Source organism: Streptomyces sp. NPDC101393 (assembly GCF_044767385.1).
GTDB lineage: Bacteria > Actinomycetota > Actinomycetes > Streptomycetales > Streptomycetaceae > Streptomyces.
Window position 1 is genome coordinate 153,213 of the sequence record NZ_JBIWNU010000009.1, and the last position, 23,782, is coordinate 176,994.

General features: G+C 70.0%; 27 protein-coding genes, 1 tRNA gene and 1 riboswitch. Of the genes, 18 read left to right on the forward strand and 10 right to left on the reverse strand.

All coding sequences use genetic code 11. The features are described 5' to 3' along the window. Positions 1 to 70: 70 nt before the first annotated feature. Positions 71 to 1,399 (reverse strand): nicotinate phosphoribosyltransferase, encoded by a 1,329-nt coding sequence (locus ACIRQ7_RS27810; protein WP_404265402.1) that lies wholly within the window; start codon positions 1,397 to 1,399, stop codon positions 71 to 73. A gap of 154 nt (positions 1,400 to 1,553) precedes the next feature. On the opposite strand from ACIRQ7_RS27810, the gene clpS reads away from it, so the two are divergent. The 7 genes from clpS (at position 1,554) to ACIRQ7_RS27845 (ending at position 6,626) form a co-directional block, all read left to right on the forward strand. Further along, positions 1,554 to 1,904, forward strand: coding sequence for an ATP-dependent Clp protease adapter ClpS (gene clpS / locus ACIRQ7_RS27815; RefSeq protein ID WP_404265403.1), 351 nt, complete (start codon positions 1,554 to 1,556; stop codon positions 1,902 to 1,904). After that, positions 1,904 to 2,497, forward strand: coding sequence for a DUF2017 domain-containing protein (locus ACIRQ7_RS27820; protein ID WP_404265404.1), 594 nt, complete (start codon positions 1,904 to 1,906; stop codon positions 2,495 to 2,497). Before clpS ends, ACIRQ7_RS27820 begins: the two co-directional genes overlap by 1 nt. Before the next feature lie 343 nt (positions 2,498 to 2,840). After that, on the forward strand, positions 2,841 to 4,319 hold the full coding sequence (locus ACIRQ7_RS27825) for an amino acid permease (RefSeq protein ID WP_404265405.1): 1,479 nt from the start codon (positions 2,841 to 2,843) through the stop codon (positions 4,317 to 4,319). A 105-nt stretch (positions 4,320 to 4,424) separates the two neighbouring features. Further along, positions 4,425 to 4,850: a Mov34/MPN/PAD-1 family protein gene (locus ACIRQ7_RS27830; protein WP_401469608.1), complete on the forward strand. Its 426-nt coding sequence runs from the start codon at positions 4,425 to 4,427 to the stop codon at positions 4,848 to 4,850. A gap of 233 nt (positions 4,851 to 5,083) precedes the next feature. Next, entirely contained in the window at positions 5,084 to 5,257 is a 174-nt protein-coding gene (locus ACIRQ7_RS27835; RefSeq protein WP_404265406.1) for a putative leader peptide, read from the forward strand. Between the two features lie 138 nt (positions 5,258 to 5,395). Further along, positions 5,396 to 5,674 (forward strand): MoaD/ThiS family protein, encoded by a 279-nt coding sequence (locus tag ACIRQ7_RS27840; RefSeq protein WP_401469614.1) that lies wholly within the window; start codon positions 5,396 to 5,398, stop codon positions 5,672 to 5,674. Between the two features lies 1 nt (position 5,675). After that, entirely contained in the window at positions 5,676 to 6,626 is a 951-nt protein-coding gene (locus ACIRQ7_RS27845) for a PLP-dependent cysteine synthase family protein (protein WP_401469617.1), read from the forward strand. Between the two features lie 150 nt (positions 6,627 to 6,776). Here the strand turns inward: ACIRQ7_RS27845 and ACIRQ7_RS27850 are convergent, their stop codons facing one another. Then, positions 6,777 to 6,995 (reverse strand): hypothetical protein, encoded by a 219-nt coding sequence (locus tag ACIRQ7_RS27850; protein WP_404265407.1) that lies wholly within the window; start codon positions 6,993 to 6,995, stop codon positions 6,777 to 6,779. A 315-nt stretch (positions 6,996 to 7,310) separates the two neighbouring features. Between ACIRQ7_RS27850 and ACIRQ7_RS27855 the strand changes: the two genes are divergently transcribed. Continuing rightward, positions 7,311 to 8,063, forward strand: coding sequence for an MBL fold metallo-hydrolase (locus tag ACIRQ7_RS27855; protein ID WP_401469623.1), 753 nt, complete (start codon positions 7,311 to 7,313; stop codon positions 8,061 to 8,063). Between the two features lie 103 nt (positions 8,064 to 8,166). Here the strand turns inward: ACIRQ7_RS27855 and ACIRQ7_RS27860 are convergent, their stop codons facing one another. Further along, on the reverse strand, positions 8,167 to 9,420 hold the full coding sequence (locus tag ACIRQ7_RS27860) for a PTS transporter subunit EIIC (RefSeq protein ID WP_404265408.1): 1,254 nt from the start codon (positions 9,418 to 9,420) through the stop codon (positions 8,167 to 8,169). A gap of 240 nt (positions 9,421 to 9,660) precedes the next feature. Next, positions 9,661 to 10,974 carry a PTS transporter subunit EIIC gene (locus ACIRQ7_RS27865; RefSeq protein WP_404265409.1) on the reverse strand — a complete coding sequence of 438 codons (1,314 nt, stop codon included), beginning with the start codon at positions 10,972 to 10,974 and terminating at the stop codon, positions 9,661 to 9,663. Positions 10,975 to 11,194: 220 nt separating this feature from the next. Between ACIRQ7_RS27865 and ACIRQ7_RS27870 the strand changes: the two genes are divergently transcribed. The 5 genes from ACIRQ7_RS27870 (at position 11,195) to rdgB (ending at position 13,719) form a co-directional block, all read left to right on the forward strand. Further along, complete coding sequence (locus tag ACIRQ7_RS27870; protein ID WP_401469632.1) at positions 11,195 to 11,434, forward strand: glucose PTS transporter subunit EIIB; 240 nt, start codon at positions 11,195 to 11,197, stop codon at positions 11,432 to 11,434. 89 nt (positions 11,435 to 11,523) lie between these two features. Further along, a complete protein-coding gene (rph, locus tag ACIRQ7_RS27875) occupies positions 11,524 to 12,255 on the forward strand; it encodes a ribonuclease PH (protein WP_404265410.1) in 732 nt (243 codons plus the stop codon). 126 nt (positions 12,256 to 12,381) lie between these two features. Beyond that, complete coding sequence (locus ACIRQ7_RS27880; protein WP_404265411.1) at positions 12,382 to 12,519, forward strand: SCO1431 family membrane protein; 138 nt, start codon at positions 12,382 to 12,384, stop codon at positions 12,517 to 12,519. 94 nt (positions 12,520 to 12,613) lie between these two features. Further along, positions 12,614 to 13,024 carry a hypothetical protein gene (locus tag ACIRQ7_RS27885; protein ID WP_404265412.1) on the forward strand — a complete coding sequence of 137 codons (411 nt, stop codon included), beginning with the start codon at positions 12,614 to 12,616 and terminating at the stop codon, positions 13,022 to 13,024. A gap of 59 nt (positions 13,025 to 13,083) precedes the next feature. Beyond that, complete coding sequence (gene rdgB, locus ACIRQ7_RS27890; protein WP_401469644.1) at positions 13,084 to 13,719, forward strand: RdgB/HAM1 family non-canonical purine NTP pyrophosphatase; 636 nt, start codon at positions 13,084 to 13,086, stop codon at positions 13,717 to 13,719. A 54-nt stretch (positions 13,720 to 13,773) separates the two neighbouring features. Here rdgB and ACIRQ7_RS27895 read toward each other — a convergent pair. The 4 genes from ACIRQ7_RS27895 to ACIRQ7_RS27910 form a co-directional block, all read right to left on the reverse strand. Beyond that, positions 13,774 to 13,847, reverse strand: a tRNA-Leu gene (locus ACIRQ7_RS27895). Positions 13,848 to 13,854: 7 nt separating this feature from the next. Continuing rightward, positions 13,855 to 14,724 carry an HNH endonuclease signature motif containing protein gene (locus ACIRQ7_RS27900; protein ID WP_404265413.1) on the reverse strand — a complete coding sequence of 290 codons (870 nt, stop codon included), beginning with the start codon at positions 14,722 to 14,724 and terminating at the stop codon, positions 13,855 to 13,857. Positions 14,725 to 14,731: 7 nt separating this feature from the next. Further along, positions 14,732 to 15,229, reverse strand: a complete 498-nt coding sequence (locus tag ACIRQ7_RS27905) for an HNH endonuclease (protein ID WP_404265414.1) — start codon at positions 15,227 to 15,229, stop codon at positions 14,732 to 14,734. A 299-nt stretch (positions 15,230 to 15,528) separates the two neighbouring features. Next, on the reverse strand, positions 15,529 to 17,067 hold the full coding sequence (locus ACIRQ7_RS27910) for an MFS transporter (RefSeq protein WP_404265623.1): 1,539 nt from the start codon (positions 17,065 to 17,067) through the stop codon (positions 15,529 to 15,531). Positions 17,068 to 17,436: 369 nt separating this feature from the next. On the opposite strand from ACIRQ7_RS27910, the gene ACIRQ7_RS27915 reads away from it, so the two are divergent. Together ACIRQ7_RS27915 and ACIRQ7_RS27920 are read left to right on the forward strand one after the other, a co-directional pair. After that, entirely contained in the window at positions 17,437 to 17,946 is a 510-nt protein-coding gene (locus tag ACIRQ7_RS27915; RefSeq protein ID WP_401469650.1) for a hypothetical protein, read from the forward strand. Next, positions 17,946 to 19,214 (forward strand): sensor histidine kinase, encoded by a 1,269-nt coding sequence (locus ACIRQ7_RS27920; RefSeq protein ID WP_404265415.1) that lies wholly within the window; start codon positions 17,946 to 17,948, stop codon positions 19,212 to 19,214. Before ACIRQ7_RS27915 ends, ACIRQ7_RS27920 begins: the two co-directional genes overlap by 1 nt. A 143-nt stretch (positions 19,215 to 19,357) precedes the next feature. Here the strand turns inward: ACIRQ7_RS27920 and bcp are convergent, their stop codons facing one another. After that, entirely contained in the window at positions 19,358 to 19,825 is a 468-nt protein-coding gene (gene bcp / locus ACIRQ7_RS27925; protein ID WP_404265416.1) for a thioredoxin-dependent thiol peroxidase, read from the reverse strand. A gap of 236 nt (positions 19,826 to 20,061) precedes the next feature. On the opposite strand from bcp, the gene ACIRQ7_RS27930 reads away from it, so the two are divergent. The 3 genes from ACIRQ7_RS27930 to ACIRQ7_RS27940 all read left to right on the forward strand — a co-directional run bounded on the left by ACIRQ7_RS27930 (position 20,062) and on the right by ACIRQ7_RS27940 (position 21,384). After that, positions 20,062 to 20,379, forward strand: a complete 318-nt coding sequence (locus ACIRQ7_RS27930; protein ID WP_401469659.1) for a DUF3618 domain-containing protein — start codon at positions 20,062 to 20,064, stop codon at positions 20,377 to 20,379. A gap of 120 nt (positions 20,380 to 20,499) precedes the next feature. After that, a complete protein-coding gene (locus ACIRQ7_RS27935) occupies positions 20,500 to 20,802 on the forward strand; it encodes a co-chaperone GroES (protein WP_260639972.1) in 303 nt (100 codons plus the stop codon). A 158-nt stretch (positions 20,803 to 20,960) separates the two neighbouring features. Continuing rightward, positions 20,961 to 21,032, forward strand: a riboswitch (guanidine-III (ykkC-III) riboswitch). 31 nt (positions 21,033 to 21,063) lie between these two features. Next, positions 21,064 to 21,384, forward strand: coding sequence for a DMT family transporter (locus ACIRQ7_RS27940; RefSeq protein WP_401469662.1), 321 nt, complete (start codon positions 21,064 to 21,066; stop codon positions 21,382 to 21,384). Positions 21,385 to 21,407: 23 nt separating this feature from the next. On the opposite strand, the gene ACIRQ7_RS27945 is transcribed toward ACIRQ7_RS27940, so the two are convergent. After that, positions 21,408 to 23,711 carry a transglycosylase domain-containing protein gene (locus ACIRQ7_RS27945; protein ID WP_404265417.1) on the reverse strand — a complete coding sequence of 768 codons (2,304 nt, stop codon included), beginning with the start codon at positions 23,709 to 23,711 and terminating at the stop codon, positions 21,408 to 21,410. Between the last annotated feature and the right edge of the window lie 71 nt (positions 23,712 to 23,782).

Consider the following 23,782-nt stretch of genomic DNA (forward strand, 5'->3'; position numbering starts at 1 on the left):
AGCCACTCGCTCGCCATTGCGGGAGTGGGGCTGCCGCGCCCGTTTCGCCGAGGCGGGCGCGGCGGCTCGCTCAGATGTACTCGGTGGGCAGGACGGCCTCGCCGCGGGAGAGCTGGGTCGCCGACAGCGGCAGTCCGGCGCGGGCGGCGATATGGCGGTCCCGGGCGGCGTCCAGCGGCTCGCGGGCCACCACCTCGCCCCCGCGCACCAGCGGCACCAGCAGCTGCCGCTCGGCCAGGTCGGCGGGCACCGGACCGGTCCCGATGACCTCGGCCTCGGCCACGCCCTCCTCGTCGAGCCGGCGGGCCGCCCACTTGCGGCCGCCGATGGACGTCTTGCCGCCCAACGACTTCTTCGCCACCGGCCGCAGCTCGGCGTCCGGCCCGTCGCCGTCGGCGCGGGCGACCAGCTTGTAGACCATCGAGCAGGTCGGGTGGCCGCTGCCGGTGACCAGCTGGGTGCCGACGCCGTACGCGTCCACCGGCGCGGCGGCCAGCGAGGCGATGGCGTACTCGTCCAGGTCGCTGGTGACCACGATCTTGGTCTTCTCGGCGCCCAGCTCGTCGAGCTGCTGGCGCACGCGGTGCGCGACCAGCAGCAGATCGCCGGAGTCGATGCGGACGGCGCCGAGGCCGGGACCGGCCACCTCCACGGCGGTACGCACCGCCTCGGTGACGTCGAAGGTGTCGACCAGCAGGGTCGTGCCGCTGCCGAGGGTCTCGACCTGGGCGGTGAAGGCGTCCCGCTCGTTGTCGTGCAGCAGGGTGAAGGCGTGCGCGCTGGTGCCGACGGTGGGGATGTTGTAGCGGAAGCCGGCCGCCAGGTCGGAGGTGGTGTGGAAGCCGCCGACGTACGCGGAGCGGGCCGCGGCCACCGCCGCGAGCTCGTGGGTGCGGCGGGCGCCCATCTCCATCAGGGGCCGCTTGCCGGCCGCCACGGACATCCGCGAGGCCGCCGCGGCCACCGCGGAGTCGTGGTTGAGGATCGAGAGCATCACCGTCTCCAGGACCACGGCCTCGGCGAAGGTGCCCTCGACGCGCATGATCGGGGAGCCGGGGAAGTAGACCTCGCCCTCCGGGTAGCCCCAGATGTCGCCGCGGAAGCGGTAGTCGGCCAGCCACTGGAGCGTCGGCTCGTCGAGGATGCCGCGCTCGCGCAGGAAGCCGAGGATCGTCGCGTCGAAGCGGAAGTTCTCCACCGCGTCCAGCACCCGGCCGGTGCCGGCGACCACGCCGTAGCGGCGGCCCTCGGGCAGCCTCCGGGTGAAGACCTCGAAGACCGAGCGCCGGTCCGCGGTCCCGGACCGCAACGCGGCCTGCAGCATGGTGAGTTCGTACTGGTCGGTGAAGAGCGCAGTCGACGGCACGTCCACCGGCAGCCCCAGGTCTGCTGTGTTCATGAGGACGATGCTACCCCCATTACTCGTCACTCTGACGATTTCAGGTCGGGGTGCCCCGGGCCCCCGCGCGGGGCGGCTGCGCGCCGCCCCCTGGGTGCGAGCGCGCGGGGAGGCGTTTATGCGTCGCCCGCCCCCGGGTGGCAGCATGGGGCGTGTGAGCGCCCACCCGTCACCCACGATCACTCTCCGGCCGCATCGCTGCACCCTCAGTGTTCCGGTCGAGATCGAGCGTCCCGAGTCGAGCGAGGCACCCTTCGCGGTCCCCGAACCCGACGTCCCGTGGGTCACGATCGTCCACAACGACCCCGTCAATCTCATGAGCTATGTGGCGTACGTGTTCCAGTCCTACTTCGGCTACTCCAAGGACAAGGCGCACCAACTGATGCTCGACGTCCATCACAAGGGCCGCGCGATCGTCTCCAGCGGCAGCCGCGAGGAAATGGAGCGCGACGTGCAGGCCATGCACGGCTACGGCCTGTGGGCGACCCTTCAGCAGGACCGCTGATGGCCGGCTACTTCGAGCCGCTGCCCGGCGGTGGCGCCGCCGCCCCCCTCGACGAGGTCGAGATCTCCATCCTGCGCAGCCTCGCCGTGCAGCTGCTGGAGCTCATCGGGCCCGGTGAGGAGACCGGCGACAGCGACGACGATCTGCTCGCCTCGATCTTCAACGACGGCCCCAGCGAACCGCCCACCGACCCGGTCCTGGCCCGCCTCTTCCCCGACGCCTACGGCGGCCCGGACAACGTCCCGGACGACGGCGTACGCGCCGCGGCCGCCGAATTCCGCCGCTACACCGAGAACGACCTGCGCTCCCGCAAGCGGGACGACGCCCTCGCGCTGGTCCGCGCGCTGGACGCGCTGACGCCGGCCGGTGACGGCGGTGCGGTGCTGCGCCTGAAGCCCGACGAGTGCCGGCAGTGGCTCGGCTCCCTCAATGACCTCAGGCTGGCCATCGGCACCCGTCTGGAGGTCACCGACGAGGAGGACGGCGGCGAGCTGCTGCGGCTGCCCGACACCGATCCGCGCAAGCCGATGGTGATGGCCTACCTCTGGCTCGGTGGCTTGCAAGAGACCCTCGTCGACGCGTTGATGGGCTGAAAGACCGGTGCGCGGAGAGTGCGTAACGGACGATAACGGGGCGTAGTCGTCCAAGCCGTTCGCTCAGCGGAGGCTCAATTCCGGATAACGATCGCGTCACCACGCCTGTGTGTTGTGCGACGAAATTCATCCTTTGTCCTATTTTTCCTGTGGTTCCGATCACGAGCTCACTGGTTGATCTTCGAAGCGTCGTGATAAATCTTCACGACCTGCCGTGAGCGACGCCACCCCTGTCGCCGCGGGAGCGCTGAGCCGGCCGACCGTCGGCGTGCAGGAACTCCATCCGGGGGGTCGGGACCCGACCCGGACAGACCGGGTCGGAATGGAGAAAGGCGCACCACTCATGACCTCTGTGCAGGTCGACAAACAACGCGACGGCAATGAGGCCGCTGGCAAGGCTCCCGAAGAGGGCTACCAGCGGGGTCTGGGAAATCGCCAGATCCAGATGATCGCCATTGGTGGCGCCATCGGCACAGGCTTGTTCCTCGGAGCGGGCAAAGCGATCTCGAAGGCCGGACCGAGCATCATCCTGGCCTACGCCATCGTCGGTCTCGTCATCTTCTTCATCATGCGGGCCCTGGGCGAACTGCTCATGTACCGGCCGGTCTCCGGCTCCTTCTCCGAATACGGCCGTGAATTCCTCGGCCCGTTCATCGGCTTTGTGACCGGCTGGACCTACTGGCTTTTCTGGGTCGTCACCGGCATCACGGAAGTGACCGCGGCGGCCACCTATGTGCATTACTGGAACCACGACATCCCTCAATGGGTGTCGTCCCTGATCTTCACCGTCGCGCTCTTCGGCATCAACCTGATCTCCGTCAAGATCTTCGGTGAACTGGAATTCTGGTTCTCGATGGTCAAGGTCACCGCGATCATCGGCATGATCCTTATCGGCCTCGGCGTCATCATGCTGGGCTTCTCGAACGCCGGTGACACCGCGTCCTTCACCCTCCTGTGGTCCGACGGCGGGTTCTTCCCCAAGGGCATCGGCGGCACGCTGATGACGCTGCAGATCGTGATGTTCGCCTTCCTCGCCGTCGAACTCGTCGGCGTCACCGCGGGCGAGGCGACCAACCCGAAGAAGGTCCTGCCCAAGGCGATCAACACCGTGCCGTGGCGGATCGGCCTCTTCTACGTCGGCGCGCTCATCATCATCCTGTCCGTCGTCAGCTGGAAGGTCTTCGAGCCGGGCACCAGCCCGTTCGTCCGCGCCTTCCAGGAGATCGGCCTGCCCGCCGGCGCCGGCATCGTCAACTTCGTCGTGCTGACCGCCGCGCTCTCCTCGGCCAACTCCGGCATGTACTCCACCGGCCGGATGCTGCGCGACCTCGCCCTCAACGGGCAGGGTCCGAAGCTGTTCACCCGCCTCAGCAAGAACGGACTGCCCACCTGGGGCACCGGCGTCTCGGTCGGGATGATGCTGGTCGGCGTCTGGATCAACTACCAGTGGCCCGGTGACGCGTTCAACTACGTCGTCTCCTTCGCCACCATCTCCGGTATGTGGGCCTGGATCGTCATCCTGCTCTCGCAGCTGCGCTACCGGCACAAGGCGGACCGCGGACTGCTTCCCCAGTCCGAGTTCCGCGCCCCCGGCAGCCCGTACACCTCGGGCTTCGCGCTGGCCTTCATCGCCATGGTGATCGTGATGATGGGCATCGACCCGGACGCCCGCATCTCCCTCTACGCGGCCCCGATCTGGGCGCTCATCCTGGGCGTCAGCTACCTGGTCATCAAGCGCCGGGACGCGGCACTCCTGGCGGGTGCGCCCGCCGGCGCCGGCAAGCCCGGCGAGGCGGACGAGCCCGGGGACAAGAAGGACTGACCCGGTCCGGCTTCCTCCCGGCTCGGCCTGCCCGGCCGTCCCAGCATGCGGGCCCGTACGTACCAGCCTTCGGTACGTACGGGCCCGCGGCCTATTCTTGGCCGCATGCTGACCCTTACCAAGGCCCTCCACGACCAGATCGTCGAGCACTCCCGCCAGGACCACCCCGACGAGGCCTGCGGTGTGGTCGCGGGCCCGGCCGGCAGCGGCCGCCCCGAGCGGTTCATCCCGATGCTGAACGCCGCCCGCTCACCCACGTTCTACGAATTCGACTCCGCCGACCTGCTCAAGCTCTACCGCGAGATGGACGACCGGGACGAGGAGCCCGTCATCGTCTACCACTCGCACACCGCCACCGAGGCCTACCCCTCGCGCACGGACATCTCGTACGCGAACGAGCCCGGCGCGCACTACGTCCTCGTCTCCACCGCCGACACCGACGACGCGGGCCCCTTCCAGTTCCGCTCGTTCCGCATCGTGGACGGACAGGTCACCGAGGAAGAGGTCGAGATCGTCGCGGAGTACGCCTGAACGCCGCACGACGGCGGCAGGCCGGGCCGGCCACCGGCGTGATCCATGCCCCACCCGGCCCCGCCGACCGGCCCGCGGGAGCACCTCCGTACGGGCGTGACCTGCGCTTTCGCCCGCGGCACCGCGGTGCCCGGATGCGCCGCCCGCACCCCCGTCCCACCTGGTGTACACCTACCGTCCGCATCATGGGACAGGGTTCCAATACCCGGACCGGGAATCGATACGATGACCGCATGGTTGACCACGACGTGAGCGAGAAGAGGCCGGGCATGCTGCTGCTCGCTCCGCTCGCCCTGCGTCGGTCCGCGTCCGCCCTGCTGGGCGCGTTCGGCTGCGGAGCCGCACGACTGCACGTCGATCTGTGCCGCCTCTCCAGCGCCATCTGTCCGCGCTGCGCCGCCGCCTGACCGCGCAACCGACGGCAGCGGCGCCCGCAGGCCCGCACTCCCCGCACTTCCGCGTCACCCGACGCACCCGCACCGCGAAGCCGCCGTGCACACGGGACGTACAGCACCCCGCCACCGCACTCCGACAGGAGCACTCTCATGGCCATCGAGGTCCGAATCCCGACCATCCTGCGCACCTACACCGACGGCGAGAAGGCCGTCGAGGGCAGCGGAGCGACTCTTGCCGACCTCTTCGCCGACCTGGAGAGCCGGCACACCGGCATCCGGGAGCGCCTTGTCGACGGCGAGCAGCTGCGCCGCTTCGTGAACGTCTACCTCAACGACGAGGACGTGCGCTTCCTGGAGGGCATCTCCACCAAGCTCGCCGACGGCGACAGCGTCACGATCCTCCCGGCCGTCGCCGGGGGCAGGGTCTGACATGCGGTATGACTCACCGCTCGCGGCGGTCGGCAACACCCCTCTGGTCCGGCTGCCGCGGCTGTCCCCCTCCGACGACGTCCGGATCTGGGCGAAGCTGGAGGACCGCAACCCCACGGGCTCGGTCAAGGACCGGCCCGCGCTGCACATGATCGAACAGGCGGAGAAGGACGGCCGGCTCACCCCTGGCTGCACCATCCTCGAACCGACCAGCGGCAACACCGGCATCTCGCTCGCCATGGCGGCCAAGCTCAAGGGCTACCGCATCGTGTGCGTGATGCCGGAGAACACCTCGTCCGAGCGGCGCGAACTCCTCGCCATGTGGGGCGCGGAGATCATCTCCTCGCCCGCGGCCGGCGGCTCCAACACCGCCGTCCGGGTCGCCAAGGAGCTCTCCGCCGAACACCCCGACTGGGTGATGCTCTACCAGTACGGGAACCCGGACAACGCCGGCGCGCACTACGCCACCACCGGCCCCGAGATCCTCGCCGACCTCCCCTCCGTCACCCACTTCGTGGCGGGCCTGGGCACCACCGGCACCCTCATGGGCGTCGGCCGCTACCTGCGCGAGCAGGTCCCCGGTGTCCAGATCGTCGCCGCCGAGCCGCGCTACGACGACGTCGTCTACGGCCTGCGCAACCTCGACGAGGGCTTCATCCCCGAGCTCTACGACGAGTCCGTGCTGACCACCCGCTTCTCCGTCGGCTCGACCGACGCGGTCCGCCGCACCCGCGAACTCCTCGCCGAGGAAGGCATCTTCGCCGGGATCTCCACCGGCGCCGCCCTGCACGCGGCGATCGGCGTCGGCAACAAGGCGGTCAAGGCAGGAGTGAGCGCCGACATCGCGTTCGTCGTCGCCGACGGCGGCTGGAAGTACCTCTCCACCGGCGTCTACACCGCCGAGACCACCGAAGCGGCGATCGCCACCCTGCACGGTCAGCTCTGGGCCTGACGCCCGCCGGGCCGCCTGACCGGGCCGCCCGCCCCCTGCCGCCGGTCCGCCGGCCGTCCCGCGACCGGGCCGGCCGGCTTTTCGGTGCGGAGCCCCGCCGGCCCCGCCAGAAGTGCGGGCGGGCACGCCACGCCCGGACCGGGCGGACGATCAGCCGGCACCCGGACGGCGGTCATCGGCCTCTTGGTCGCAGCCCTCGGGGCCAGGGGCCAGCTCCCGCGGACGGACACCGTCCGCCCGGCCGTACCGTCTGAGCCGCCCGCGGGCCTTCCGGGGCGGTCGCCCGCTCCGCCCGCGGCCGTCCACCAGCGCCGCGACCAGCGCCAACGCCACCACCACCGCCACACCCGGCCACCACGAGGCATCCATGCCCGGCTCCCTCCACCACGGGGACGCTGCGACCGTACCGGCCGCGCGTACGAACGGCCCATGGGAACACTGCCCTGTACGGCCCCACCCGGACTGGTGATTCCGCCCACAGCTCGCCCCGCTGGAGGAGCCACCGGACCTTTTGCGCCTTACGCTCGTGGGCACCGTAAAGAGCGCCGAGGCCCCCGAGGAATCCGCGAGAAACCGGCAAGGACCCGCCGGGAAACCCCGCAGGGACCGTCCCCAAGCCCTCAACCGTGTTCGAGCAGGGGGAGGCCCGCTCCCGCCGCCACCGCCATGGAGGTTCACGCCCGCATGAAGCTCACTGTCGTCGGATGCTCGGGGTCGTTCCCTTCCACGGAATCGGCCTGTTCGAGCTACCTCCTGGAGGCCGACGGCTTCAGGCTGCTCCTCGACATGGGCAACGGCGCCCTGGGCGAGCTGCAGCGCCACACCGGTCTCTACGACCTGGACGCCGTACTCCTCTCGCATCTGCACGCCGATCACTGCATCGACCTGTGCGGCTACTTCGTCGTGCGCTACTACCGCCCCGACGGCGGGCGTTGCGCGCCCATGCCGGTCTACGGGCCGGAGGGCACCGAGCGCCGGCTGACCGCCGCGCACGCGGACCTGCCGCACGACGGGGCGATGAGCGAGGTCTTCGACTTCCGGACGCTGCAGCCCGGCACCTTCACGCTCGGCCCGTTCACCATCCGCACGGAACGGGTGAAGCACCCGGTGGAGGCGTTCGGCTTCCACATCGAGCACGGCGGCAGGTCCCTGACGTACTCCGGCGACACCGGCACCTGCGACGCACTGGACACGCTCGCCGCCGGCACCGACTTCTTCCTGTGCGAGGCGTCCTTCACCCACGGCAAGGAAGACATCCCGGACCTGCACCTCAACGGCCGCGAGGCCGGCGAACACGCCCGCCGGGCCGGCGCCGGCCGCCTCGTCCTGACCCACATCCCGCCGTGGACCGACCCGGAGATCAACCTCCGCGACGCGCAGAAGGTCTACGACGGCCCGGTCGAGGTCGCCCGAGCGGGCACGGTGTACGAGATCTGAGCGGGGCGGCGGGGGAGCGAAAACGCCCTGGGGACGCCGAAGGGGCCCCGGAACCATGGGAGATGGTTCCGGGGCCCCTTCGTGATGTCCGGGGACCGGCGGCCTACGCCTTCGTCAGGTCCTCGATCTCCTCCTCGGGCTCGCGGCCCGGGGTGGTGAGGTTGAACTTCTTGATCGCGAAGCGGAAGAGCACGTAGTAGATGGCCGCGAAGACCAGGCCGATCGGGATGATCATCCAGGGCTTGGTGGCCAGGTTCCAGTTCAGTGCGTAGTCGATGAAGCCGGCGGAGAAGGTGAAGCCGTCGTGCACACCGAGCGCCCAGGTGATGGCCATCGAGGCGGCGGTCAGCACCGCGTGGATCGCGTAGAGCACCGGGGCGATGAACATGAACGAGAACTCGATCGGCTCGGTGATACCGCAGACGAAGGAGGTCAGCGCGAGCGAGACCATCATGCCCATCACGGCCTTGCGGCGCTCGGGGCGGGCGGCGTGCGCGATGGCGAGCGCGGCGGCCGGCAGGCCGAACATCATGATCGGGAAGAAGCCCGACATGAACTGCCCGGCGGACGGGTCGCCCGCGAAGAAGCGGCCGATGTCGCCGTGCGCGACCTTGCCCGCGGCGTCCGTGAAGTCACCGAGCTGGAACCACGAGACGGTGTTCACGAACTGGTGCATGCCGATCGGCAGCAGGGCGCGGTTGATCAGACCGAACAGGCCGGAGCCGCCGGCGCCCAGGCCGGTCATCCACTCGCCGAAGCTGGTGATGCCGTCGCCGATGGGCTCCCAGATCAGCAGGAAGAGCACGCCGATCGCGGTGCCGACGAACGCCATGATGATCGGGACGAGCCGGCGGCCGTTGAAGAAGCCCAGCCAGTCCACCAGCTTCTTGCGGTGGTAGCGCTGCCACAGGACCGCGGCCAGCAGCCCCATGATGATGCCGCCGAGGACACCGGGGTTGTTGACGACCGGCTCGACCCACTTGCCGTCCTCGATGTGGCCTTCCGTGACGGGGAAAGCCTTGAGGACGTTGCTGTAGACCAGGAACCCGACCAGGGCGGCGAGCGCCGTGGAGCCATCGGACTTCTTGGCGAAGCCGATGGCGACGCCTATGCAGAACAGCAGCGGCAGATTGTCGAAGACCGCGCCACCGGCGGCGGCGAAGACCTTGCTGACGTCGATCCAGCCCAGGCCCTTCTCGCCGAAGACGTCGGGCTGGCCGAGCCGGTTGAGGATGCCCGCGGCGGGCAGGACGGCGATCGGCAGCTGGAGGCTGCGGCCGATCTTCTGCAGGCCCTGGAACAGGCCTGAGCCCCGCTTCTTCGCGGGGGCCGCCTTGGCGGCAGTGGCCGAACTCATCGGATTCCTCCTGGTGAGGCGGGCACTCGAAAGGGGGAAAGGCCCGCTGTTGGTCTACACCACTCAGTGGTTTAGACCATTCTTAGCACGTCGCCCCGACATAAAGGAATCCATTCTTCCAAGAGGTTTGGACCACATGACGACCGGCCCCCGAGTCCGAGGACTCGGGGGCCGGTTCACGCGGGACGCGGCGCCCGGCGGGGCGGCCGGCTGCCGCACGCAGCGGCCCGCGGCAGCCGCCTACCGCACGTTCTCCTTCTCCATCTCGTCACCCAGTTCGTCCGGCTCGCGGCCCGGAGTCATCAGATGGAATTTCGTGATCACGAAACGGAAGAGCGCGTAGTAGACGACCGCGAAACACAGCCCGATCGGAATGATCAGCCAAGGCTTGGTGGCCAGCCCCCAGTTGATGACGTAGTCGATCAGGCCCGCCGAGAAACTGAAACTGTCGTGCACGCCCAGCGCCCAGCTCACCGCCATCGACACACCCGTCAGCACCGCATGGATCGCGTACAGCGCCGGCGCGATGAACAGGAACGAATACTCGATCGGCTCCGTGATGCCCGTCACGAACGACGTCAGGCCGACCGACAGCATCATGCCGGAGATCTCCTTGCGGCGATGCGGCTTGGCGCAGTGCGCGATCGCCAGCGCCGCGGCCGGCAGCGCGAACATCATGATCGGGAAGAACCCGGTGGTGAACTGCCCCGCCGTCGGATCGCCCGCCAGGAACCGGTTGATGTCGCCGTGCACCACCGTGCCGTCCGGCTTCGTGAAATCGCCGAACTGGAACCAGACGAACGTGTTCAGGAACTGGTGCAGCCCCACCACCAGCAGCGCACGGTTCGCGACACCGAAGATCCCCGAACCCGCCCAGTCCAGATCCGTCAGCCACTTGCTGAAACTCGTCAGCCCGTCACCGATCGGCTGCCACACCCACACGCACACCACCGCGAACGCCAGGCCGACGAAGGCCATCACGATCGGCACCAGCCGGCGGCCGTTGAAGAAGCCCAGCCAGTCCACCAGCTTCACCCGGTGCAGCCGCTGCCAGAACCAGGCCGACGCGAAACCCAGCACGATGCCGCCGAAGACCCCCGGATTCTGGTAGACGGCCTGCGCCGCGGTGCCCGACGGATCCACACACACGCCACCCCACGGCCCCGCCTGTGTGTAGGCCTGCCCCGGGCCGCAGTCCGCGGGGAACTGACTCAGCACCCCGAAATAGACGAGGAACCCCACCGCCGCCGCCAGCGCCGTCGAACCGTCCGCCTTCTTCGCCATCCCGATGGCGACACCGACGCAGAACAGCATCGGCAGCCCCAGCCCCGAGTCCAGCAGCGCACCGCCCGCACCGGCGAAGACCTTGGCGACGTCGTCCCAGCCCAGCCCCTCGGCGCCGAACACATCGGGCTGGCCCAGCCGGTTGAGGATGCCGGCGGCCGGCAGCACGGCGATCGGCAGCTGAAGGCTGCGCCCCATCTTCTGCATGCCCTGGAAGAGGAACGAGCCCCAGTTCCTCTTCGGCGCCGCCGCCGCTGCCTGCGAACTCATCTGCGTCCTCCCGGCAGTCGGCCGCTCGACAACCGACCTGCTGCTTGCCGCATACTGGTGGTGTAGACCACTCATGGGTGCGTTACCGGTTTCCGGCGCGCACTCCGAGTGATCGCCATCCTTCGCCAGATAGCGGACAAACGCCCACGTAGTTGGGCTGAACGTGCGTTACCGTGTGAAATCCGTGCGGCGGAACCGCCGGCGGCCGAGACAAGCAGGAGTGGACATGGCCAGCAAGGCTGAGAAGATCGTCGCCGGGCTCGGCGGACTCGACAACATCGAAGAGGTCGAGGGCTGCATCACCCGCCTCCGCACCGAGGTCGTCGACGCCTCCCTCGTCGACGAGGCCGCACTCAAGGCCGCCGGCGCCCACGGCGTCGTCAAGATGGGCAACGCGATCCAGGTCGTCATCGGCACCGACGCCGACCCCATCGCCGCCGACATCGAAGACATGATGTGAGCTGACCACCCGCTCACCGAGGGCCCCGAACCGGAGCGCACCACGTGCACCGGTTCGGGGCCCCCGCCGTTCCTTATAGGGTCTACGCCATGTCTCGCATCGACGGCCGCACCCCCGAACAGCTCCGCCCCGTCACCATCGAACGCGGCTGGAGCAAGCACGCCGAAGGCTCCGTACTCATCTCCTTCGGCGACACCAAAGTCTTCTGCACCGCCTCCGTCACCGAAGGCGTCCCCCGCTGGCGCAAGGGCAGCGGCGAAGGCTGGGTCACCGCCGAATACTCGATGCTGCCCCGCTCCACCAACACCCGCGGCGACCGCGAAGCCGTACGCGGCAAGATCGGCGGCCGCACCCACGAGATCAGCCGGCTCATCGGCCGCTCACTGCGCGCCGTCATCGACTTCAAGGCCCTCGGCGAAAACACCATCGTCCTCGACTGCGACGTCCTCCAGGCCGACGGCGGCACCCGCACCGCCGCCATCACCGGCGCCTACGTCGCCCTCGCCGACGCCATCGCCTGGGCCCAGGGCAAGAAGATCGTCAAGCACGGCCGCAAGCCCCTCACCGGCACCGTCTCCGCCATCAGCGTCGGCATCGTCGACGGCGCACCGCTCCTCGACCTCTGCTACGAAGAGGACGTCCGCGCCGAAACCGACATGAACGTCGTCTGCACCGGCGACGGCCGCTTCGTCGAGGTCCAGGGCACCGCCGAAGCCGAACCCTTCACCCGCGAAGAACTGGGCGCCCTCCTCGACCTCGCCGTCGCCGGCTGCGCCGAACTCGACACCGCCCAGCGCGAAGCGCTCGCCCGCACCCTCTGACCCACCCCCCCCCCCCACGCGCCCGGCGCGGTGCCCCCGGCACCGCGCCGCCCGCGCCCCCTGTGACCCTTCCTCACGGGAGGTGCGCCTCTGGGAAAACAGCCACCCCCACGGCATCGTGAACCCATGCTCACCACTGCCGCCACCGCGCCCCGCGCCCGCACCGGCGGGCCCCGGAACCACTCCGCACTCCTCGAACACACCCTCGGCTGGACCCTCGTCGTCGTCCTCGCGATGCTGCTCACCCAGACCGGACTTGTCTGACATTCGCCCCCGACCCGGCCGCCCCGGCAACCAAAGCCGCGCGCCCGGCGTTTCTCCCTTTGCCCGAGCATTGCCCAAGGGGAGGAACCGTTCCATGGCCCAGCGCACCCGACGACGACACCGCCGTCCCGCCGCCACCGCACTCACCGCGCTCACCGTCGCCGCGCTCGCGATACCCGCACTCACCGCCTGCGGAGCCGTCCAGAAGGCCATGGACTGCGCCAACACCGCCAGCGCCGTCGCCGACAGCGTCGGCAAGCTCCAGGACGCCGTGGGCAACGCCGTCGACCGGCCCGACGACGCCAGGAAAGCCCTCGACGACATCGACACCAAGCTCGACAAGGTCAGCGACTCCGCGAGCGACCCCGAGCTCTCGAAAGCCGTCGACCGGATGAACACCGGCATCAAGGACGTCCGCAAGGACCTCGACGCCGCCAAGGCCCCCGACATCACCCCCATCACGGACGCCGCCGGCGACATGACCAAGATCTGCACACCGGGCTGAACCCACCCCGGCCCCTCGGCCGCCCGGTCCCCCCACCGGGACCGGGATAATCACCTCCCATGCAGCCTCAAACTGGCGGGCAACCCGCACACCCCCGTCGACTGATCCTCGCCACCCGCAACGCCGGCAAAATCACCGAACTCCGCGCCATCCTCGAAGCCGCCGACCTCGACGTCGAACTCGTCGGCGCCGACGCCTACCCCGACATCCCCGACGTCAAGGAAACCGGCGTCACCTTCGCGGAGAACGCCCTCCTCAAAGCACACGCGCTCGCCACCGCCACCGGACACCCCGCCGTCGCCGACGACTCCGGCCTCTGCGTCGACGTCCTCGGCGGCGCACCCGGCATCTTCTCCGCCCGCTGGGCCGGCCGCCACGGCGACGACCGCGCCAACCTCGACCTGCTCCTCGCCCAGCTCGGCGACATCGCCGACGGCCACCGCGCGGCCCACTTCGCCTGCGCCGCCGCCCTCGCGCTCCCCGACGGCACCCAACGCGTCGTCGAAGGCACGCTGGCAGGCACCCTCCGCCACACCCCCTCGGGCACCGGCGGCTTCGGCTACGACCCCATCCTCCAGCCCCTCGGCGACACCCGGACCTGCGCCGAACTGACCGCCGACGAGAAGAACGCCATCAGCCACCGCGGCCAGGCGTTCCGCGCGCTGGCGCCGGTGCTGGGGGAGTTGCTGGGCTGAGCCCGAACAGCGGACGGCCTCCCCGTTCAAGGAAGGGGAGGCCGTCCGTGTCTGTGGGCCCGGTGGGATTCGAACCCACGACACACCGGACCTAAACCGGCGCCCTCTAGCCACTGGGGTACGGGCCCGCGGCAGCTACTCTACCGGGCCCTTCCCGGCGACCGCTTGGACGGCTGTTCTCGGGGATCGTCCCGCGAAGGTCCTCGTCTGACTGTGGCAAGACGGGCACAGATAGCGCAGATTGGTGATCCGGTTGTCCAGCCGGTCGCCGTTGATGTGGTCGATTTCCAGGACGAGGCGTTTGCCTTGCCAGGTCTCCCCGATCCCGCACGCGCGGCAGCGGTGCGGCATCTCGCGGTCATCCAGCGCGCGGCGCAGCAATGCGGTCTTCGTCCGGCGTGCTCCTGGCGGAAGGCGTTGCAGGATGTCCGCCGCCGCCTTCCGGGTGGTGGAGGGCCGGCCGCGTCGGTGCCCCGGGCCGGTGAAGTGCGCGGTCGACAGGCCGTACGCCTCGATGCTGCGCTTCACGGGCCGGTGGGAGGTACGGGTGCCGGTTCGTGCCAGGCACCTGACGACTCCGGCGACGCTCTCCGAGACGGCCACGGCCTGGGCGAGTTCGTCGCGGCCGAGCAGCACGGATCCGCCCTCACGGGTCGTGAAGTGCGTGGTGTCGATGCCGTATTGGTCCAGCTTCTTGCGCAGATGGGCGTACGCACTGTCGTACGGCGGAACCGCCAGGTGGTCCAGCATTTCCCGGATGCTGCGACATTGCGGGGCGGCTTTTGCCAGCACGGCTTCTGTGTACGAACGGCGCTGGAGGGGTGGGAGCGGCTCGTCGGCGAAATGCGCGGTGCTGATGCCGTAGTGCTGCAAGCGGGTGCGCAGGTATCGGCACGAACCGCTGCCCACGGGAGTGCCGAGTCGGCGCAGCATGTCGACCAGCCCGGTGGAGACGGCTGCCGTGCGGGTCAGCAGCTCGCGGGTGTAGCGGGCGCGTCCGGGCACAGCGTCCTCACTTCCGCCGCGGCTTGCGGCCGCGGTAAGTGTCGGTCACCGCATGGCAGTTGGGGCACAGGAGCTGTAAGTTCTCCGGGCGGTTGTCCCACCAGTCGCCGTTGAGATGGTCCACATCGAGGCGCAACGGCCGGCCGTTCCATTCCGGTCCTGTGCCGCAGGTCGCGCATCGCTCGGGGACCCCTTGCCGCAGGAGTTCCTTCCTGAGCCGGCTTCCCTTGATCCTGCCGTCGGACGGCGACCCCAGCACCAGGCGCTCGCCGAGCGGGGCCTTCGGCCCGCGGCGTGGCCGGGCGGCGAAATGGGAGGTGTCGATGCCCAGTGCGGCGATGCGGCGGCCGATATGGGCGTGGTTGCCGCCGACCGGATGGATGCCGAGCCGGCGTACGACCTCGGCGATGCTGTGCGAGCGGGCCACCAGTTCGCGGAGCCTGGCCTCGGTATGGCGTACGGCATCCGGGGCGAGGTGGGAGATGTCGATGCCTTCGGCGGCCATTCTGGCGCGTAGATAGCGCCTGCGGCCTGGTGTCGGGGCCCCGCCCAATAGGCGCACGGCGTCGTCCATTGACGCCGCACCCCGAGCCGCCTCCGCGAGCTGTTCGCGTGGGTATCTGAGCGGCATGATTGCTCCCCCGTCCCGTGTGCCGGGCCCGCCCCCGCGTGCCCTCTCGAACGTCTCAACGATCGAACGTGCGGTCGGTTACGGCCGAGGGGGCGCGCAGGGGCGGGAAAGGGGACGGGCCCCGGGGAAGGGATTCCCGGGGCCCGTGGGGGTGGTGTGTGAGGAGGGGCGGCTCAGAAGCGGGGTTCCGTGGTCTGGGCGGTGACCATTTCGACCGCTTCCTCCTTGGTGGCGACCGAGGGCGGGGAGCCCTCCAGGGGCTGCTGAGCGGTTTCCTTCATGCAGGCGACGGCGATGACGCCGACGAGGGCGGCGCCCATCGTGTAGTACGCGGGGACCATGACGTTGCCGTTGAAGACGTCCATCAGGGCGGTGATCACCAGGGGGGTGGTGCCGCCGAAGATGGAGACCGCCAGGTTGTAGCCGATGGACAGCGAGCCGTAGCGGACGTTGGTGGGGAAGAGCGCGGGCAGGGCCGCGGACATGGTGCCCAGCAGGCAGACCAGGGAGAGCCCGAGCAGGGCCATACCGGCGATGACCGCGCCCACGCTGCCCTGCTTGACCAGGAGGAAGGCGGGGATGGCGACGACGAAGAAGCCGAGCATGCCGGCCATCAGCAGCGGCTTGCGGCCGAAGTGGTCGTTGAGCTTGCCGATGCTGCTGATGATGCACATCAGGGCGATCATGGTGCCGAGCAGGATCAGCAGACCGTGCGCCTCGTTGTAGTGGAGGGTGTCGGTCAGGTACGTCGGCATGTACGACAGCAGCATGTAGTCGGTGATGTTGTACGCGCCGACCAGGGCGATACAGAGGATCAGTGTCGGCCACTGCTGGGCGAAGATCTCGCCGATCTTCTTCTTCGGGGCGTTCTCCGACAGGTGGGAGAACTCGCTCTCGGTCTCGGTGGCGGAGCCCGTGGTGACGTGGGTCTGGGAGGCTTCCAGCTTCTGGAAGGCGGGGGTCTCGTCGAGCTTCATCCGCAGGTAGAGGCCGACCAGGCCGAGCGGGCCCGCGATCAGGAAGGGGATGCGCCAGCCCCAGTGGAGCATCGCGTCGTCGCTGAGCGCGGTGTTGAGGATCAGCACGATGCCGGCGGCGCCGGTGTAGCCGATGAGGGTGCCCATCTCCAGGAAGCTGCCGAAGTAGCCGCGCTTCTTGTCGGGGGCGTATTCGGCGATGAAGGTGGAGGCGCCGCCGTACTCACCGCCTGTGGAGAAGCCCTGCACGAGGCGCAGGAGGATCAGCAGGACGGGGGACCAGAAGCCGATCAGCGCGTAGGACGGAATCAGGCCGATGCACAGGGTGCCCAGCGCCATCATGATCATGGTGAGGGCGAGGACCTTCTTGCGGCCGATGCGGTCACCGAGAGGACCGAAGTAGGCACCGCCGAGCGGCCGCACCAGGAAGGCCACGGCGAAGGTCGCGAAGGACGACAGCAGCCTGGTGGTGTCGCTCCCACCAGGGAAGAAGACCTGGCCGATGGTGACCGCGAGATAGCTGTAGATCCCGAAGTCGAACCATTCCATGGCGTTACCGAGGGCGGCTGCCTTCACGGCCCGCTTGACGATCTTCTCGTCGGTGATCGTGATGTCGGTGCGCCGCAGTTTGGGATTCCTGCGGCGGGCGACGGCACGGAAGAGCGCCCGGTGGCGCTTTTGCGCCTCACGGTCCTGTTCGGAAGCGTGATCTGCTTCGGTGCTGCCGGTCGGCACGAGGCGGTCCTCTCGGTCGGTCAGCGCGCGGTGCGCGGTGGGGATACGACAGGTGCGCCTGCGCAGTGGAGCGCGGATCAAACCACTCTGGCCGAAAATCGCGATGTACGTCACGCTCGGATGGGCCGTCCGGACCATGATCAAAGGGGCGCGCCAGAGGCGTGCGGGCCCCTGTTACAGGACTGGTACACAGCCGCGCGGTGCCCGCAGCGTTCGGGCAATCAGCCTGTAGCGAGGGGGCGGGAGAGTGGGACGGTCGACCTCGCTCTTCTCCGACGCGTCACGGGTGCCCGCCGGGCCCCTTCGGAGGCGTGGCGGCGTGCGGGTGTGCTGGTGGGGTACGGGGTGTGGCCCCGGGAGGAGATCGTGATGACCGACCGGGAGGGGTCCCGCAGGGCCCGTGGGCGCACGGCCCTGGTGGCGTTCGTGGTGGTGACGGCGCTGGCGGCGGGCGGGGTGTGGTTCTTCGGCCACGCGACGGACCGTGCGTCGGCGGTGGACGCGGCGCCGAAGACGTCGGCGGCGCAGGAGGTGAAGTCGGCCGAGAAGCCGTCCGGGGACCTGCCCGGGGTGCGGGACTGCGGGATGGGACGGCCGGAGATCAAGCCGCAGGTGATCACGCTGGCGTGTGCGGATTCGGGGATGGTGGCGACCGGGATCACCTGGGAGCGGTACGGCTCGCAGGAGGCGGAGGGCACGGGCATGGTGCAGGTCGAGAAGACCGCCGCGGGGGCGGGTACGGACGCGGGGTTCCCCGCGACGTTCCGGTTGTACGGGCCGAAGCCGGTGGACGGCGGCCGGGCCTTCACGGGGCTTGAGGTGACGTACGACGGCTCGACGCCGCTGGGTGACACCACGGAGATGTACAACCTCGCGTGATGGGCATTCGAGGCCGGATCGCGCTGGCCATTTCGGGGATGACGGCACTGGCCGTGGTGGTGCTCGGTTTCGCGGTGCATCACATAGCGGACGCGGAGCGGGAGCGGTCGGCGCGCGCGTATCAGGACGACCGGCTGAGTTCCGCGCTGCAGATCTACGAGCGGGACGGGACGCTGGCGCTGGGGGCGCAGCCGGACGATGCGACGCTGCCGTCGCCGCTGCGGGAGGCGGTGTTCGCGGGCAAGTCGGGGACGTACATCAGCGGTGGTGAGGATCCGCGGGTGTGGGCGGCGACGGGGGTCGGCGGGGGTGCGCGGGGGCCGGACCGTTCACTGTCGGTCTCGGCGGCGTTCCCGGATGACGATCCGGCGCAGGTGGCGCTGGACCGGGCGCTGCTGATCGCCGGGGTGGGCACGGTCGCGCTGATGGCGGTGGTGGCGTGGTTCGTGTCGCAGCGGTTGTCGCGGCGGCTGCGGCTGAGTGCGGCGGCGGCGCGGCGGATCGCGGCGGGGGCGGCGCCGGACGCGGATGCGCTGGCGAGTCATGGCCGGGACGAGGTGGCCGAGTTGGGGCGCAGCGTGCACCACATGGCGACGTCGTTGGCGGCGCGGGTGGAAGCGGAGCGGGAGTTCACCGCGGATGTGGCGCACGAGCTGCGGACGCCGGTGGCGGGGCTGGTGGCGGCGGCGGAGCTGCTGCCGCAGCAGCGTGCGGTGGAGATGGTGCAGGACCGGGCGCAGGCGATGCGGCGGCTGGTGGAGGACCTGCTGGAGGTGTCGCGGCTGGACGCGGGGGTGGAGCGGGCGGATCTGGATGCCTGTGAACTGCCGTCGCTGGTGCGCGGGATCGTGCGGCGGGCGGGCCGGCAGCGGGGTGTCACCGAGGTGTCCGTACGGGTCGAGGGGGAGCCGCGGATCGTGGAGACGGACCGGCGCCGGGTGGAGCGGGTGCTGGTGAATCTGCTGGCGAACGCGGCGAAGCACGGTGCGCCGCCGATCGAGGTGGTGGTGCGGGGTACGCGGATCGTGGTGCGGGATCACGGGCCCGGCTATCCGCCGGAGTTGTGCGCGGAGGGGCCGCGGCGGTTCCGTACGGCGGCTCCGGAGCGCGGGACCGGGCACGGGCTGGGGCTGACGATCGCGGCCGGGCAGGCGGAGGTGCTGGGGGCGCGGCTGGACTTCGGCTCGGCCGGGGAAGGCGGCGCCGAGGCCGTGCTGGAGTTGCCGGACCGGGCGGTGGCGGTCGCGGAGGGGGTGCGGGCCCCGTAACGGGCGGCGCCGTCCGGCGGCGGGGCGGTGACGTGGCGAGGGGGCGGTGTGGTGACGAGGGGCGAAGTCCGCTCCCTCGTCACGAAGCCCGTCCCCTCGTCACGGTCCCCGGTACGGCTCGCCCCGTGGCGGCCCCGCCTGCGTTACAGCCCCAGGTCCTTGATGATCTTGGCGACGTGGCCGGTGGCCTTGACGTTGTAGAGGGCGCGTTCGACCTTGCCGTCCTCGTCGACGATGACGGTGGAGCGGATGACGCCCGTGACGACCTTGCCGTAGAGCTTCTTCTCGCCGAAGGCGCCGTACGCCTCCAGGACGGCCTTGTCCGGGTCGCCGAGCAGCGTGACCTTGAGGTCTTCCGTCTCGCGGAACTTGGCGAGCTTCTCGGGCTTGTCGGGGGAGATGCCGATGACGTCGTAGCCGTGTCCGGCGAGGAAGTCGAGGTTGTCGGTGAAGTCGCAGGCCTGCTTGGTGCAGCCGGGGGTCAGGGCGGCCGGGTAGAAGTAGACGATGACCTTGCGGCCCTTGTGGCCGGCGAGTGAGACCTGCTTGCCGTCCGCGTCGGGGAGGGTGAAGGCGGGGGCGGTGTCGCCGGTCTGCAGTCGCTCGCTCATGGCTCTCCTTGTGCGGGGTGGTGCGGTGGGTTCTGTGTGCCCGAGGTTAGCCAGAGGGGCGGCGGGGCGGTGCCGGGGGCGGCGCGGCCGCGCGAAACGGGGGTGCTGTGGGGCGCGCGGGGGTGTGAGCTGACAGACTGTCCATCACGAATCGGCACGGACATGTTGGCCGGTTCCGTACGGGGTCTCCTTCCCGGTCCTCGTACGCATCGGCCCGAGACGACGGAGGCAGCGCGGTGTCGGAAGCCAGGACCCCTGCGCAGATCGAGGCGGACATCGCCCGCAGGCGGCAGGATCTCGCCGTGACGCTCGACGAGATCGGTGTGCGGCTGCACCCGAAGACGATCATGGGTGATGCGAAGGCGAAGGCGGCGGCCGCGGTCGACCGTACGGCCGGGCGGGCGTATGTGGCCGCCAATCGTGCGGTGTCGGACGTGCGGGGCCAGTTCGTGTCGGAGGACGGGGCGCCGCGGCTGGAGCGGATCATTCCGGTGGCCGTGGTCGGTGTGGCCGTGGTGAGCCTGCTGATGCTGCGCACCGGGCGGCGCAGGTAACGCCTGCGCCGGTCTCGGCCGGGCGCGGTACGCGGTGCGTGACAGGTGTCCGCGGGCAGGTACGGTCATGCCGTGAGCCCGAATAACTCCAAGGACACCCACGACAAGCTGCCGATCCGGATGCTGCACGACCGTGTGCTGGTCCGGACGGACATTCCCGAGGGGGAGCGCCGGTCGACCGGCGGCATCGTCATTCCGGCGACCGCGGCGGTGGGCCGCCGCCTGGCCTGGGCCGAAGTGGTCGCGGTGGGGCAGAACGTACGAACGGTCGAGGTCGGTGACCGGGTGCTGTACGACCCCGAGGACCGAGCCGAGGTCGAGGTCCGCGGGGTGGCGTATGTGCTGATGCGGGAGCGCGATCTGCATGCGGTGGCCGCGGAGCGGCTGGAGGGCGCGGAGGACGCGACGGGCCTGTATCTGTAGGCCTCGCAGGCGGTAGATCTCGCAGGCGGTAGATCTCGCAAGCGGTAGGCCCCGGACCGTGGCCTCAGCTGTGGGCCTCCTCCGGGCGCCGTTGCTGTGGGGCGGCTGGGCCTGACGGTGTGAGCGGGCGGGCGGTGACCGAGGTCACCGCCCGTTTTGCATGCCCTTTGCTAGCCTCGAAGAGAACCCGACGAGACGCGCCGTACCGGGTCATGACAAGACGACGCACCCCTGTTGAAGCTCGTTCACGGAGGTGCCGTCATGGCATGGATCCTGCTTGCGATCGCCGGTCTGCTGGAGGTCGGCTGGTCGATCGGTATGAAGTTCACCGACGGTTTCACCCGGCTGTGGCCCAGTGTGTTCACCGGCGCGGGCATCGTCGCCAGCATGATGCTGCTGTCGTACGCGGCCCGGACGCTGCCGATCGGTACGGCCTACGGCGTGTGGGTCGGTATCGGGGCGGCCGGTGCGGCGGTGGTGGGGATGCTGGTGCTCGGTGAGCCGGCCACCGCGGCCCGGATCTTCTTCATCTGCCTGCTGCTGGTGGCGGTGGTCGGTCTCAAGGCGACGTCCGGTCACTGACCGCGGGGCGGAGGGGCCGCGCGTCAGTAACCCGGCAGCCCGCGCGGCCGCCATCCCGCGTTGTCGCCCTCTCCTCCCGGCCCCACGGTCGGGAAGTCCTCCGTGGGCTCGCCGGTCGGCGGCTCCTCGGTGGGGAAGGTCGGCGTCGGCGGCACGGTGGGCGGTCCGGTCGGGAAGCCGGTCGGCGGGCCGGAGGTGGGCGGCAGGGTGGGGCCGGTGGTGGGTGTGCCGGTGTCGCCGGTGGGCGGTGCGGAGGCGGTGTCGGTGGGCTCGGGCGGCGGCGGTTCGGCGCCCGCCTCCAGCTCCAGGTCGAAGTCGCGTACCGGCTCGCCCTCCAGCGCGGCGGCGGTGTAGTCGGCCCAGATCTCCGCGGGGAAGCCGCCGCCGTTGACGCGGGCCAGTCCCGCGGCGCCGTAGAGCGGCTCCTGGGCGTTGGTTTTCGTGTTCTGGCCGAGTACGGCGACGACGGTGGCGAGGTCGGGGGTGTACCCGGCGAACCAGGCGGCCTTGTCCTTCTCGGCGGTGCCGGTCTTGCCCGCCGCGGGGCGCCCGGCGGCCTGGGCGGCGGTGCCGGTGCCGCCGTCGACGACGCTCTGCAGGATCGAGGTGGTGGTGTCGGCGGCCTCCCGCTCGATGGCGGTGCCCTCGGGGCGTTCGGGGAGTTCGACGTCCTCGCCGCTGCGGGAGAGCTTGTCGACGAGGGTGTGCGGCCGCTGCTTTCCGTGGTGGGCGAAGGTCGCGTACACCTGCGTCATGTCCAGGACGCTGGGGGTGGCGGTGCCCAGGGAGATGGCGCCCTGGGACGAGGCGAGGGAGGGGGTGCCGGCGGGGACGCCGAGGTCGACGGCGGTCTTCTTGACGGTGTCGGGGCCGACGTCGATGCCCATCTGGGCGTAGACGGAGTTGACGGACTTGTCGGTGGCCTCGGTGACGGTGATCGGGCCGTAGGAGCGGTCGTCCTCGTTGGCGGGTGCGAAGCCGGTGGGGGAGCCGTCGCTGACGGTCATCCGCTTGTTGGTGCCGTCGTAGAGGGTGTTCGGGGTGATGCGTTGGCCGTCCTGGGTGGTGGAGTCGTTGGCGACGGCGGAGGCGAAGACGATCGGCTTGAAGACGGAGCCGACCTGGTAGTCGGTGCGGGTGGCGCCGTTGACGTACTGCTTGGCGTAGTCGATGCCGCCGTACATCGCGACGACCCGGCCGGTTTCGGGGTCGATGGAGGCGCCGCCCGCCCGGACGTAGCCGTCGACCTTCCGGGAGTCGTCCAGCTCGTCCATCAGGCGGTTGTCGACGGCGTCGACGAAGGCGTCCTGGCGGTCCTTGTCGATGGTGGTGGTGATGCGGTAGCCGCCGGCCTGGAGGGTGTCCTCGTCGATGATGTGGTTGCCGGTCAGGTAGTCCTTGACGGCCGTGACGAGATAGCCGCGCTGGCCGGACAGGCCGGTGGGGGCCTTCGCGGGATGCGGGGCGGGGAACTTCATCGCGGCCCGGTCGGACGGGCTCAGCCACTTCTTCTTCACCATGCCGTCCAGCACGTAGTCCCAACGTGCCTTCGCCTGTGCCTTGTTCTCGGGGTGGGCGATGATGTCGAACGTGCTGGGGGCGTTGAGGAGGGTGGCGAGGTAGGCGCCCTCGGCGGTGGTGAGCTTCTCGGAGCTCTTGCCGTAGTAGGCCTGGGCGGCGGCCTGGATGCCGTAGGCGTTGCGGCCGTAGTAGCTGGAGTTGAGGTAGCCCTCCAGGATGTCGTCCTTGCTCACCTCGCGGTCCAGCTTGATCGCGATGAAGAACTCCTTGGCCTTACGGGTGACGGTCTGTTCCTGGCCGAGGTAGTAGTTCTTGACGTACTGCTGGGTGATGGTGGAGCCGGACTGCTTGCCCTTGCCGGTGAGGGTGTTCCACGCGGCCCGGACCATCGCGGCGGGGTCGACGGCCGACTCGGAGTAGAAGTCGCGGTCCTCGGCCGCCAATACGGTGTGCTGGACGGGCCTGGGGATCTGGCCGAGGGAGACGTTCTCGCGGTTGACCTCGCCCTCGCGGGCCAGCTCCGAGCCGTCGGAGTAGAGGTAGACGTTGCTCTGGGCCTTGGCGGCGCTGTTGGCCGGCGGGATGTCCACCAGCAGATATCCGGCGACCAGGCCGCCCACGACGATCAGCCCGAGCAGCAGCACGGCGCCGAGCACCATGCGCCAGGTGGGGATGACACGGCGCCAGCCGGTCCGCCGGGGGCGGGACTTCCCGCCCTGACCGCCCGCCGACGGCAGGGCGGGACGCGGGCCCCACCGCTGGGGGCCGGGGTGCTCCGGGCCGTCGTGCTGCGGATCGTCGCTCATGTCTGTAGGGACTCCTAGACCACCGCCGAAGGTTGTGCCGCGGCGGGCGGGCGTCGTGCCGCCGCTACGAA